The organism is Streptomyces sp. NPDC058231 (assembly GCF_042882275.1).
Taxonomy (GTDB): Bacteria; Actinomycetota; Actinomycetes; order Streptomycetales; family Streptomycetaceae; genus Streptomyces.
In genome coordinates this window covers 16,435-29,382 of record NZ_JBHVWN010000090.1, presented here as the reverse complement: position 1 = coordinate 29,382, position 12,948 = coordinate 16,435, and the positions used below count along the sequence as shown (strand labels likewise).

The 12,948-nt window shown below is 70.6% G+C and carries 7 protein-coding genes; 1 reads left to right on the top strand and 6 read right to left on the bottom strand.

From position 1 onward, the window contains the following. Positions 1-73: 73 nt before the first annotated feature. The 6 genes from ACFVXE_RS35070 to ACFVXE_RS35045 all read right to left on the bottom strand — a co-directional run bounded on the left by ACFVXE_RS35070 (position 74) and on the right by ACFVXE_RS35045 (position 9,818). Positions 74-2,134 (bottom strand): phosphocholine-specific phospholipase C, encoded by a 2,061-nt coding sequence (locus ACFVXE_RS35070; RefSeq protein WP_389677369.1) that lies wholly within the window; start codon positions 2,132-2,134, stop codon positions 74-76. A gap of 481 nt (positions 2,135-2,615) precedes the next feature. Further along, positions 2,616-3,611, bottom strand: coding sequence for an ABC transporter substrate-binding protein (locus tag ACFVXE_RS35065; protein WP_389677367.1), 996 nt, complete (start codon positions 3,609-3,611; stop codon positions 2,616-2,618). A gap of 1 nt (position 3,612) precedes the next feature. Beyond that, the gene (locus ACFVXE_RS35060) at positions 3,613-5,589 is read right to left on the bottom strand and encodes an ABC transporter permease (RefSeq protein ID WP_389677365.1); all 1,977 of its coding nucleotides are present in this window, start codon (positions 5,587-5,589) and stop codon (positions 3,613-3,615) included. After that, the gene (locus ACFVXE_RS35055; protein ID WP_389677363.1) at positions 5,586-6,680 is read right to left on the bottom strand and encodes a glycine betaine/L-proline ABC transporter ATP-binding protein; all 1,095 of its coding nucleotides are present in this window, start codon (positions 6,678-6,680) and stop codon (positions 5,586-5,588) included. The genes ACFVXE_RS35060 and ACFVXE_RS35055 overlap by 4 nt, the downstream gene beginning before the upstream one ends. Then, complete coding sequence (locus ACFVXE_RS35050) at positions 6,677-8,248, bottom strand: GMC family oxidoreductase (protein ID WP_389677361.1); 1,572 nt, start codon at positions 8,246-8,248, stop codon at positions 6,677-6,679. The genes ACFVXE_RS35055 and ACFVXE_RS35050 overlap by 4 nt, the downstream gene beginning before the upstream one ends. A 67-nt stretch (positions 8,249-8,315) precedes the next feature. Then, positions 8,316-9,818, bottom strand: a complete 1,503-nt coding sequence (locus ACFVXE_RS35045; RefSeq protein WP_389677359.1) for an aldehyde dehydrogenase family protein — start codon at positions 9,816-9,818, stop codon at positions 8,316-8,318. 636 nt (positions 9,819-10,454) lie between these two features. Here ACFVXE_RS35045 and ACFVXE_RS35040 point away from each other — a divergent pair. Next, positions 10,455-12,848, top strand: coding sequence for a SpoIIE family protein phosphatase (locus ACFVXE_RS35040; protein WP_389677357.1), 2,394 nt, complete (start codon positions 10,455-10,457; stop codon positions 12,846-12,848). Positions 12,849-12,948 lie beyond the last annotated feature (100 nt).

Below are 12,948 nucleotides of genomic sequence, written 5' to 3'. Positions count from 1 at the left end.
GGTGGATTTGTTGGTGTTTCGGGGTCGGGCGCCGGGGGTGTGTTCCCCGCCGCCCCGCCCCGGACCGGGTGGGTCAGCGAGCGGCGATGGCCGGGTCGCTGGTGCTCGGACGGCCGTTCTCCACATGGGCGGCGAGGCGTCGCACGAAGGTGCTGTCGTGGTCGGAGGTGACGGTCACGTCGTACCAGCCGTGGGTGCGCTCGGTCCCGGTCGTGTGGACCACGCGGGCGCCGGGGCGCAGCCGGTGCACGGCCGGCTTGTCCTTGCCGTACCCGTCCTTGACGGTGAGCGTGACAGTGCTGTGGCCGTCGTTGGTCAGGACCAGGCGCAGGGCGCCGCCGCCACTCTCGTGGCGTGCGCCGACCTCGGGGCCCGCGTCGGCCGCCCGGCCTGCCAGCCGGCGCAGGAAGCCGTTGGGCCCGTGCACGGTGAAGTCGTAGGCGGCGTGGGAGTTCCCGGCGACGTTCCACTCGCCGGAGAGCGAGTGCCGCGAACCGACGGTGTACGTCCACGGGCCGGAGTCGTCCGTGGCGGAGGTGACCAGGAAGGCGGCACCGGCCTCGCCGTGGGAGGCGAAGTCCATCCGCAGCGAGCCCTTGGCGTCGGCCCGACCGTCGGCGGCGAGGTCGTACGGGATGGGTCGGGCGGGGCGCAGACCGTGCTCCTGGCGGGGCAGCGCTCCCTCGGCCGGAGGCGTGGGCACGTAGTCGGGGTGCCGGTCGCCGTCCGGCGGCAGGTAGCCCGTGGTGTCGGGCAGGTGCGGCGTGCGGCTGTCCTTGCTCCGGAAGTCGAACGCCGTGGTCAAGTCACCGCAGACGGCGCGGCGCCAGGGGGAGATATGAGGCTCCGTCACACCGAAGCGGCGCTCCATGAACCGGATGATCGAGGTGTGGTCGAAGGTCTGGGAGCAGACGTAGCCGCCCTTGCTCCACGGCGACACCACGAACATCGGGACGCGCTGTCCCAGGCCGTACGAGCCTGCGGGGCGCCCGCTGTCGCCCGCGTACAGGTCGCGGGTGACGTCGACGGTGGACTTGCCCTGCGCGGCCGAGCCCGGCGGGAAGGGCGGCACCACGTGGTCGAAGAAGCCGTCGTTCTCGTCGTACGTGATGAACAGCGCCGTTCTGCTCCACACCTCGGGGTCGGAGGTGAGGGCGTCCAGAACCTGCGATATGTACCAGGCGCCGTAGTTCGCGGGCCAGTTCGGGTGCTCGGTGAAGGCCTCGGGCGCGACTATCCACGAGACCTCGGGAAGTCTGCCGGTCTTCACGTCGGCACGGAGGATGTCGAAGAAGCCCTCGCCCCTGCGTGCGTCGGTGCCGGTGCGGGCCTTGTCGTACAGCGGGTCGCCGGGCTCGGCGTTGCGGTACCGGTCGAAGTAGAGCAGCGAGTTGTCTCCGTAGTTGCCCCGGTAGGCGTCCCCGATCCAGCCCCAGCCGCCCGCCGCGTCAAGGCCGTCGCCCACGTCCTGGTAGATCTTCCAGGTGACACCTGCGTCCTCCAGCCGCTCCGGGTACGTGGTCCAGGAGTAGCCGGCTTCGTCGTTGCCGAGGACCGGGCCGCCGCCCTTGCCGTCGTTGCCGGTGTGGCCCGTCCACATGTAGTAGCGGTTCGGGTCGGTGGAGCCCATGAAAGAACAGTGGTAGGCGTCGCAGACCGTGAAGGTGTCGGCGAGCGCGTGATGGAACGGGATGTCCTCACGGTTCAGGTGCGCCATCGTCGTGGCGGACTTGGCCGGGATCCACTTGTCGTACTTGCCTTTGTTGAAGGCGGCCTGGGTGTCGTTCCAGCCGTGCGGCAGGTCCTGGAGGAAGGCCAGGCCGAGGTCCTCGGTGTCCGGATGGAAGGGCAGGATCTCCTTGGTGCCGTCGGACTGGTACCAGACCGGCTTGCCGCTCGGAAGCGTCACCGGGTGCGGGTCCCCGAACCCCCGGACGCCGCGCAACGTTCCGAGATAGTGATCGAAGGATCGATTCTCCTGCATCAGGACGACGATGTGCTCGACGTCCTTGAGGGAGCCCGTCCTGCGGTTGGCAGGTATCTCCGCGGCGCGCGCGATGCTGGTGGACAGGGCGGACAGAGCGGCGGCGCCGCCCGCGAGCTGCATGAACCGTCTGCGGTCGATGGCATTCATGAAGGGCATGTCTCCCGGAGATTCCGTGGGCCATAGGTGTGCAGCGGCCAGCTTTGCCCAACTTGTTCGAACGCATGGGGACGGAAAAGCGAATCATTTGAGAAACCTGTGCCAACCCGTCCCGTGGCCGGCGGACGGGACCCGCCCCGTGAACCGTGTTGCGGCGCGGTGGTGTTGACCGAACGGGCGGCGCCCCGCGACCGCCGGAGACCAGCGCCCCGTCCTCCGGCGGAGCCCTCCGCGGCCGGCACCTGCGGACCGGATCCGGCCGCCCGGCCTCGTCGGCGGCGCCCGGACTCTGTGTGAAGTGCCGTTCGGGCGAACGGTGGGTGTCGTGGACAAGGGCTCGACCGCGCTGCCCCGCGTCTCCGGAGCGCACGGGGCTCCCAGGTGGTCGCGCGTCGAGCCCGACGGCCGCGCGCCGCCCGGGCCGGGATCCGGGCAGCGCGTCACATCACGGTGAACACCCGCTCGCGGAACGCTACTTGCTCAGCCACTGCTTCCAGGTGCCGGGGTGCGTGCCGATCCAGTGCCGGGCCGCCTGCTCCGGGGTCAGCTTTTCGGAGGCGATCAGCTCCGAGACCTCGTTCTGGTCCTTCTCGGACCAGTGGAACTTCTTCAGGAACGCGGCGGCCGCACCTCCCCGGTCCGCGAAGTCCGCGTTCAGGTACTTCTGCAGTGGCGTGGTCGGATAGGCGCAGTCGATGGCCTTCGGGTCCTTCGCCCCGCACTTCTCCGTGTGAGCGGGCAGCTTCACCTCGACCATCGGCACCTCGTTGAACAGCCACTGCGGCTGGTACCAGTAGCTGAGGAAGGGCTTCTTCTCCTTGGCGAACTGCTGTATCTGGGTGATCTGGGCGGCTTCGGAACCCGCGAAGACGACCTTGTAGTCGAGGCCGAGATTCTTCACCAGGGCCGCGTCGTTGGTGACGTAGGACGGCGAACCGTCCATCAGCTGGCCCTTGTTGCCGCTCTCCGGGGTACGGAGTTCGTCCGCGTACTTGTCGAGGTTCTTCCAGTTCGTGACGTCGGGGTGCCGGTCCGCCCAGTACTTCGGTACGTACCACCCGATATGGCCGGTCACGCCGAGATCACCGCCGGGGACGATGGTCTTCTTGTCGTGGACGTAGAGCTTCTCCTGGTCCGGATGGCCCCAGTCCTCCATGATCGCGTCGACCCGGCCCTGGCTGAGGGCGTCCCAGGCCGGCACCTCGTCCGTCTGCACGAGGTCGACGCGGTAGCCGAGCTCGTCCTCCAGCAGTTGTCGGGCCACGGCGACGTCGGCCTGTGCGCCGACCCAGGACTGTACGGAGAGAGTGACGGTCTTGATGCCCGCCGGAGCGGCGAACGGGGAGGCCTGCTTGGTCATGTCGGCCGCGCCGCAGCCGGTGACGGCCAGCAGCGCCGCGGCCGACGCGACGGCGGCGAGGGTACGGACCCGGGCCCGGGCGGACGTGGACGGGCGGGTGCGAGCCATCTCAGCTCTCCTTCCGCTGACGGCGGGTGGTGGGCTGGGTGACCCGGTCCAGCACGAGTCCCAGGCAGACGATCGCGACGCCCGCGACGAGTCCGGTCGCCAGGTCGCCCTGGGCAAGACCGAACACGACCTCGTACCCGAGCGCGCCCGATCCGACGAGGCCGCCGATGATGACCACGGCGAGGACCAGGACGACGCCCTGGTTGACCGCGAGAAGCAGGGCGGGACGGGCCAGCGGAAGCTGCACCTGGCGCAGTTGCTGACCCCTGGTGGCGCCCATCGAGCGGGCTGATTCCATGGCTCCGGCGTCGACGCCGCGCAGTCCCTGCGTGGTGATGCGGACAACGGCCGGCAGGGCGTACACGACGGCCGCCGCGGCGGCGGGTGCACGGCCCACTCCGAAGAGCGCCACGACCGGGATCAGATAGACGAACTGCGGCATCGTCTGGAAGACGTCCAGGAGCGGACGGAGCAGCCGTTCGAGCCGTTCGCTGCGGGCGGCGGCCACGGCGATACCGAAGCCGAGGACCAAGGTGACGGCGACGGCGGCGACGACCTGGCTGAGCGTGTCCATGGACAGGTCCCACACGCCGAGGACGCCGATGGCGGCCATCGCGAGTACGGCGGTCAGCGCCGTGCGCCAGGTACCGATGGACCAGGCGAGCGCGGCGACGATCAGCAGCACGGACCACCAGGGCAGGCCCTGCAGGCCGCTGCGCAGCGGGTTGAGGACCCAGGTGGTGAAGTGCGCGGCCCAGTCGGCGGTACCTCCCACGACCGGTACCCCTGTGTACAGATGGTCCACCATCCAGTCCTTGGCGGCGTTGACCGGCTCGGCGATGGGGACGACTGCGCCGTCCGGCCAGATCCTGCTGTCCGCGAGCCGCCCCACGACGGTGACGAGAACGGCGAGTCCGGCGGCCACTCCCCAGCCGCGCGGGCCACGGAGCGCGGCCGGCCCGGTGGGCTCGGTGCCGATACGGCGGCCGGCGGCCTCGGTCGTACGGTCCAGGACGACGGCCAGCAGGACGATCGGGATGCCCGCGGCGAGGGCGGCTCCCACGTCGACGGCGGACAGGGCCTGGTAGACGCGGTCACCCAGACCGCCGGCGCCGATGACGGAGGCGATGACGGCCATCGACAGGGCCATCATGATCGTCTGGTTGAGGCCGAGGAGCAGTTCCTTCCGGGCCAGCGGAAGCCGCCCCGTCAGCAGACGTTGGGTGCCGGTCGCACCGAGCGAGGTGACGGCCTCCATGACTCCCTTGTCTGCGCCGCGCAGACCGAGCGCGGTGAGCCTGGCCATCGGCGGGGCGGCGTACACGACGGTCGCGAGCACCGCACCGGGCACCCCGATGCCGAAGATCAGCACGACCGGGAGGAGGTACGCGAAGGCGGGGAGCACCTGCATGGTGTCGAGTACGGGACGCAGTGCCCGGTACGTACGGTCCGAGAGCCCGGCGGCGAGGCCGAGCAGCGCCCCGAACAGCACGGAGGCGAGGACGGCGACCACCATCAGGGCCAGCGTCTGCATGGTCGGCACCCACATGCCGAGCAGACCGGACACGACGAAGGAGAGACCGGCGACGAGGGCGAGTCGCAGTCCTGCGACTCGCCAGGCGACGAGCGCGGCGATTCCGGCGACGCCGGGCCAGCCGAGCGCGAGCAGCACCAGGTAGACACCGCGTACGGACAGCACGACGGCGTTGCTGATGTGGCCGAAGAAGTAGAGGAAGAGCGGGTGGCTGTCGCGGTGGCCGATGATCCAGTCGTTGACCCTGCCCAGCGGTCCCGTCAGGTCGACGGTGAGCGCGTCGGGCCAGGCGGTGCCTGTCCAGGTGGCGTGGAGCAGCGGCCCCACGACGGCGGCGACGATCGCGAGCAGGAGCAGTTTGGCGAGGGCCGGGCGGCGGCGCAGCACCGCCGGTCCGGCTGCGCGCCGTACGGGCCCGGTGGCGGTGGGACTTGCAGCGGTCATCGGGTGGGCACCGCCTCGGTCCCCGTACCGGCCACGACATCGAGCAGGCCCGCGTGGTCGACGACACCGAGCAGCCTGCCGTTGTCCATCACCCGGGCCGCGGGGGCTCCGGTGCGGGCGACGGCCTCGATGGCCTCGGACACCGTCGCGCCGGGGCGCAGCGCCGGGCCGTCCTCGCTCTCGCCGGCCGTCGCCGGCCGCATGGCGGACCTGACGGTGATGACCTGTTCACGCGAGACGTCCTGGACGAAGGCGCGTACGTAGTCGTCGGCGGGCGAGCCGACGATCTCCTCGGGGGTGCCGAGCTGCACGATGCCGCCGTCCCGCATCAGAGCGATGCGGGTGCCGAGGCGCAACGCCTCGTTCAGGTCGTGCGTGATGAACACCATGGTCCGGCCCTCCTCGCGGTGCAGCCGGATGACTTCTTCCTGCATCTCCCGGCGGATGAGCGGGTCGAGGGCACTGAACGGCTCGTCGAAGAGCAGTACTTCGGGGTCGACGGCGAGCGCGCGGGCCAGTCCCACACGCTGTTGCTGACCGCCGGAGAGCTGACCTGGACGGCGGTCCTCCAGACCGGCCAGGCCGACCTTTTCGACCAGTTCGGCGGCCTTGGCGCGCCGTTCGGTCCTGCCGATGCCCTGGATCTCCAGGCCGTGCGCGACGTTGTCGAGGACGGTGCGGTGCGGCAGGAGGCCGAAATGCTGGAAGACCATCGCGGCCCGGTGCCTGCGCAGTTCTCGCAGCCGGGCACCGTCCATCGCGAGGACGTCCTCTCCGTCGATGGCGAGGGTGCCGCTGGTGGGCTCGATCAGCCGGGTCAGGCAGCGTACGAGGGTGGACTTCCCGGATCCCGACAGACCCATGACGACGAAGGCTTCGCCCTTGCGGACGTCGAAGGAGACGTCGCGTACGGCGGCGGTGCAGCCGGTGGCCTCACGCAGTTCGGCGGGTGGCAGTCCGGCGTGCTCGCCGCCGGGGATGCGGTCGGCCTTCGGGCCGAACACCTTCCACAGGTTGCGGACCGTGAAGACCGGGGTCTCCGTGCCGTCCGCGGTGAACGTTCCGTCGTCATCGACCATGTCGGTGTTCATCGCACCTCATCTCCGTGGGCGTGGGCGGACGCGAGCAGTTCGGCGCACTTCTCCCCCACCATCAGTACGCCGATCATCGGATTCACCGCGGGCATGGTCGGGAAGACCGAGGCATCGGCGATCCGGATGCCCTCCAGGCCGCGGATCCGCAGCTGCGGGTCGACAACGGCCGTGCTGTCATCGGCGGCGCCCATCCTGCACGTGCCTGCGGGGTGGTACACGGTGTGCGCGACCTTGCGGGCGTACTCGCTGATGTCCTCGTCGGACGTGATGTCCGGGCCGGGGCAGACCTCGCGGCCCAGCCAGTGCGAGAGCGGCTCCGTCGCGGCTATCTCGCGTGCGAGTCTGATGCCGTCGACGAGGGTGCGCCCGTCGTGGTCGTCCTCGTCGGTGAAGTAGCGGAAGTCGAGGGCGGGCTTGACCTCCGGGTCGGCGCTGGTGAGGTGGAGCCGGCCGCGGCTGCGGGGCTTGGGGATGTTGGGCGTCATCGACACACCGTGCTCGGGCCGTTCGTAGCCGAGCCGCTCGGGGTTGTCGGTGAAAGGGATCTGGTAGAAGTGGAACATCAGGTCGGGGCCGCGGGATTCGGGATCCCTGCGCACGAAGAGGCCCGCGTCGGAGTCCATCGCGGAGTTCTCAGGTATCGGTCCGTGGGTCTCCCACACGATGACCGACTCCGGGTGGTCCAGGAGGTTCTCGCCGACGCCCGGCAGGTCGTGGACGACGGGGATGCCCAGTGCCTTCAGGTCCTGTCCGGGACCGATGCCGGAGTGCATCAGCAGCCGGGGGCTGTCCACCGCGCCCGCGCACACGATCACTTCACGGGCCGCGCGGAGCAGCGTCTCCTCACCGTCCTCGGTGCGGACGCGTACGCCGGTGGCCCGGTTGCCGTCGAACTCCAGCCGGTACGCCCAGGTCTCCAGCATGATCGAGAGGTTGGGGCGGTCACCGGCCTCGATGTGCGGGTGGAGGTAGGCGACCGACGCGGAGGACCGTTTGTTGGTCTCCGGGTGGTAGGCCAGGTCGAAGAAACCGGCACCCTCGTGGAACGGCTGCTTGTTGAACCCTTCGACGCGGGGCACGTCCGCGGCCAGCCGCGCGGCATCGACGAAGTCGCGGGCTATGGCGTTGCGGTCCTTCTCGTCGACCGCGACGATGTTGTTGCGCAGCCGGGCGAAGTACGGGTCCATGGCGGCCGCGTCCCAGCCGTCCGCACCGGCCTCGGCCCACTCGTCCCAGTCGCCGGGCAGCGGCTTGAAGCTGATCAGGGTGTTGTGCGAGGAGCAGCCGCCGAGAACCCGGGCCCGGCTGTGCCGGATGTGGGAGTTGCCGCGCGGCTGTTCGGTGGTGGGGTAGTCGTAGTCGAGGTCGCCGCCGAGCAGGCCCATCCAGCGGCGCAGCGTGAGTACGTCGTCGCGGTCGATGTCGGAGGGGCCGCCCTCGATCACCGTGACGGTGACGTCCGGGTTCTCGGTGAGACGTGAGGCGATCACCGATCCTGCGGTGCCGCCGCCGACGATCACGTAGTCGACGGGGTCGGGATGCGTGGTACTGCGGGACGGGGGCATGTCGTGCTGCTCCTTCTGCAGGTGCGCGTGCGTGCGTGTGAACGTGGCGCGGTGAACAGACGGGCGGTCAGCCCGCGAACCAGCGCTGCGGGCGCGGGTTGAGGTTCTGGTAGATGTGCTTCGCTTCGCGGTACTCGGCGAGCCCTGCGGGCCCGAGCTCGCGGCCGGTACCGGACTTGCCGAAACCGCCCCACTCGGCCTGCGGAAGGTACGGGTGGTAGTCGTTGATCCACACGGTGCCGTGGCGCAGCCGGTTCGCGACCCGTCGGGCGCGACCCGCGTCGGTGGTCCAGACGGCGCCCGCGAGGCCGTACTCCGTGTCGTTGGCCAGGGTGACGGCCTGCTCCTCGGCACGGAACGTCTCGACGGTGAGGATCGGGCCGAAAGTCTCCTCGCGGACCACCTTCATCTCCCGGTGACACCGGTCCAGGACGGTCGGCGCGTAGAAGTAGCCGCCGGCGGGCCGCACGCCGGACGGCTCGGGGCGTACGCCCCCGGATCGGACGACGGCGCCTTCCTCGCGGGCGGACGCGACGTACGCCTCGACCTTGGCGAGTTGTTGCGCGGACACGAGCGGGCCGCACTCGACTCCGTCCTCGGTGCCGCGGCCGAGCCGGATCGCATCGGCGCGGCGGGCGAGTTCGGCGACGAATCGCTCGCTGACGGATTCCTCGACGATGAGCCGGGCCCCGGCCGAGCAGACCTGGCCGCTGTGGAAGAACGCGGCGTTGAGCGCCTGGTCGACCGCGGTGTCGAAGCCCTCGTCGGTGGCGCAGGCGTCGGCGAAGACGACATTGGGGTTCTTCCCGCCGAGTTCCAGGGCGACCTTCTTCACGGTCGGCGCGGCGGCCCGGGCGACCTTCGTGCCGCTGGCGAGGCCGCCGGTGAAGGAGACCAGGTCCACGGCCGGGTGCTCGGACATCCGGGCACCGACCGGGTCACCCGCTCCGGTGACGAGGTTGGCGACACCGTCCGGCAGGCCTGCCTCGGCGAGCAGCCCGATCAGGTGCACGGTCGACAGCGGTGTGACCTCGCTGGGCTTCAGTACGAAGGTGTTGCCCGCGGCGAGCGCCGGGGCGATCTTCCAACTGGCTTGCAGAATCGGGTAGTTCCACGGCGCGATGAGGGCGCAGACGCCCACCGGTTCGTACACGACGATGCTGTGCACATCCGGGTCACCCGCGTCCACGACCCGACCGCCGCTCTCGTTCATCACCAGGTCGGCGAAGTAACGGAAGGCGCTGGTCACGTCGTCGACGTCGACCCGGCCCTCCTCGAGGGTCTTGCCGGTGTCGCGACTCTCGACGAGCGCGATCTCCTCGCGGTCCCGCTGGAGCAGTTCGGCGACACGGCGCAGCAGGCCGGCCCTGTCGGCGACGGGCCGGTGCGGCCAGGGGCCGTCGTCGAAGGCGCGGCGCGCCGCTTCGATCGCGGCGTCGGTGTCGTCGACGCCCCCCTCGGCGACGTACGCGAGGGGCGTGGCGTCGGCTGGGTCGAGAATCTCGCGGGTCGCGCCCGAGGACGCGGCCCGCCAGACACCGTCGATGTGGATGGTCTCCAGGGCCGACATGTCGTGTCCTGCCTTCCGTGCCGGGAAATGTCCTTGCCGGTACGGCCGCGGCGCGGCATCCCAGCGGCTGGGTCCCCTCCCCCGCCGACCGGAATGTATGCGCAGAATCTCACTCTGCGTGAGATGGCTCACCGTGCGCGAGCCGCACGGTCACCTCCCCGGGGCTCGTCGGTGGGCGCCGCCCCACCGCCCGGCACACCGTCGCGGAAACCGCACCCGTCCCCTCCGCGTGCCGTGCGCCTCCGACGGCACCCGGCACGATCGGCCACTCCGCCCCTTACGCAAAGCGACCACCTGCGCACCCGTCCCTCACCAGGACGACGGACCACCCAGGCCGAAAAGGCGCGACGCCGGCCCCCGGATCCGGCCCAGGACCGCCGCCCCGCGCCGACGCGTGCACGACATCGCAGAACGGCACGGCAGCGCGAGATCGGCTCACGAGCCGATCAGCGGGATACTGGCAGTCGATCGCCCGGCCGGAAACCGCTACGGATGGTAACCAACGATCACCTCACCGAATCCCCGGAGTCCGTTTTCCCTGCTATCGGCTCATACGATCCCGTTTGATGTGATCCGGCAGGGGGCACCGAGAGATCCTTGAATCAGCAGTGGACTCGAAGGCGGGATGGAACGGCCATGGACACACCGGCGAGCACGCCTGGTGACTCCCTCACCTCCCCCACGGCGCCGGCCGTGGTGGCTCCGGACGGGACACTGACCAGCTGGAGCACCGGTGCCGAACATCTGCTCGGGTATGCCGCCGATGAGGCCGTCGGTAGCGCCGCCGCGGCGCTGCTCGCGTCCCCCCTCCCCACCGATGCTCGTGACCGTCTCGATCGGCAGGAGGACTGGACCGGGCGGGTGGTACTTCGCCACCGGGACGGCAGCGCGGTCGAGTGCTGGTTGCGGGCGCGTCCGCTCTCCACCGGAGACGGGCGAGCCTGCTGGCTGCTGGAGGGGACCCGGGCTCAGGAGGACGAGTCGGCCCCCGACACGGACCAGCTGTTCCGCTGGTCGTACGACCAGTCCCCGTTCGCCCTGGCGATCTACGACACCGAGGGCCGGTTCCTGCGGGTCAACAGACCCATGAGCGAGCAGCTGGCCGCCTCGGAGGAGGAGCTTCGCGGCCTCCGGATCACGGAGCACATGCCGCATACCGCCTTCCGGGCCCCCGAGCAGTCCGTCGACCGGGTGCTGCTGACCGGCGAACCCGAGCACATCGAGAACTTCGTCAAAGTGCCGGGAGAGCCCCAGGCGCACGCCTGGATCATCCACTTCACCCCGCTCAAGGACGCTCTCGGGGTGGTCCACGGCGTGCAGTTGGCCGCTCTCGACTTCTCCGAGCAGTACGCGGCGCGCACACGTCTGGCCCTGCTCGACGAGGCCAGCAAGCGCATCGGAAGCAGCCTGGACATGGCCCGCACCGCCCAGGAACTGGCCGATGTGGCCGTACCCGCCCTCGCGGACTTCGTCTCGGTCGATCTTCTCGACGCCGTGCTGCACGGCGACGAGCCACCGCCGGTGCCGGTCGACGGCCCCCTGCAGCTGCGGCGGACGGCCGCGAGCCCCGACGTGGAGACAGTCTTCGCGGTCGGTGAGTTGTCCCACTACCCGGAGTTCTCCCCGGTCGCCCGTTGCCTGGCCACGGGCCGCGGAACCGTGCACCAGGCCGGCGATCCCGAGATCACCCGATGGCTGGCCCACGACCCCGCCCGGGTCGCCTGGATGAACCGGTACCAGGCGCACTCGATCATGACGGTGCCGCTGCGAGGCCGCGGGACCAACCTCGGGGTCGTGCTCTTCGCCCGCCTGGATCCGTCAGCCATGCCGTACGGGCAGGAGGACCTGCAGATCGCCGAGGAACTCGCGGCCCGGGCCGCGGTCTGCCTGGACAACGCCCGCCGCTACACCCGCGAACACGCCATGACTCTGGCTCTCCAGCACAGCCTGCTGCCGCAAGGGGTTCCCGAACAGGCCGCTGTCGACGTGGCCAGCCGCTACCTGCCCGCGGACTCGGCGGTCGGTGTCGGAGGTGACTGGTTCGACGTGATCCCGCTCTCCGGCGCCCGCGTCGCCCTCGTCGTCGGCGATGTGGTCGGCCACGGCATCCACGCCTCCGCCGCCATGGGACGCCTTCGCACCGCCGTACGCGCCCTCGCCGACGTCGACCTGCCCCCGGACGAGCTGCTCGCGCACCTGGACGACCTGGTCGTCCGGATCAGAACCGGGCCCGAGGCCCGGGCCGACGCACCCTTCGGGGAATTCGGAGCCACCTGCCTGTACGCGGTCTACGACCCCATCTCCCGCAGATGCTCGCTCGCCAGTGCCGGCCACCTCTGGCCCGCCCTGGTGACCCCCGACGGCAAGGTGGACTTCCTCGAACTGCCCACCGGCCCGCCGCTCGGCCTGGGCGGGCTGCCGTTCGAGTCCGTGGAACGCGAGTTGCCGGAAGGCAGCATCCTGGCGCTCTACACCGACGGGCTGGTGGAGGCGGAATCGGGCGACGTCAACGCCGGGCTGCAGGCGCTGCGCCTCGCCCTCGCGGATGTGGCCCCCTCGCTGGAGACCACCTGCGACCGAGTGCTCGGTGCCCTGCTCGCCGAACGGTCCGCCGCCGATGACGTGGCACTGCTCGTCGCCCGGACCCGTGCGCTGGACAGCGGGCACGTCGCCGTCTGGGACCTTCCGGCCGATCCGGCGATCGTGGCCGACGCCCGCTCCCAGGCAAGCGACCAACTCCACGCCTGGGGGCTCGATGACCTGGCCTACGTCACCGAACTCGTCGTCAGCGAGCTGGTGACCAACGCGATCCGGTACGCCGCCGCGCCCGTTCAGCTACGGTTGATCAAGGAACGGACACTGATCTGCGAGGTCTCCGACGCCAGCAGCACCGCGCCGCACCTGCGTCGCGCCCGCATCTTCGACGAGGGCGGACGGGGCCTCATGCTGGTCGCCCAGCTGACCGAACGCTGGGGAACGCGGCACACCGGCGCAGGCAAGACCATCTGGGCCGAACAACTCCTTCCCTAGCGCTGTGACCGGCAGACGCCCGACCCGGAGGGCGCGTGGAATCGAGGAGAGGCGCGCCGACCGCCCCGGTGGCACGGCCCGCACGGCGACCGGCCGCAGA

Excerpts from the sequence above, each read along its gene's own strand:
- ACFVXE_RS35065 (WP_389677367.1), bottom strand. The coding sequence starts at position 3,611 with ATGGCTCGCACCCGCCCGTCCACGTCCGCCCGGGCCCGGGTCCGTACC.
- ACFVXE_RS35055 (WP_389677363.1), bottom strand. The coding sequence starts at position 6,680 with ATGAACACCGACATGGTCGATGACGACGGAACGTTCACCGCGGACGGC.
- ACFVXE_RS35060 (WP_389677365.1), bottom strand. The coding sequence starts at position 5,589 with ATGACCGCTGCAAGTCCCACCGCCACCGGGCCCGTACGGCGCGCAGCC.
- ACFVXE_RS35040 (WP_389677357.1), top strand. The coding sequence starts at position 10,455 with ATGGACACACCGGCGAGCACGCCTGGTGACTCCCTCACCTCCCCCACG.
- ACFVXE_RS35045 (WP_389677359.1), bottom strand. The coding sequence starts at position 9,818 with ATGTCGGCCCTGGAGACCATCCACATCGACGGTGTCTGGCGGGCCGCG.
- ACFVXE_RS35050 (WP_389677361.1), bottom strand. The coding sequence starts at position 8,248 with ATGCCCCCGTCCCGCAGTACCACGCATCCCGACCCCGTCGACTACGTG.
- ACFVXE_RS35070 (WP_389677369.1), bottom strand. The coding sequence starts at position 2,134 with ATGAATGCCATCGACCGCAGACGGTTCATGCAGCTCGCGGGCGGCGCC.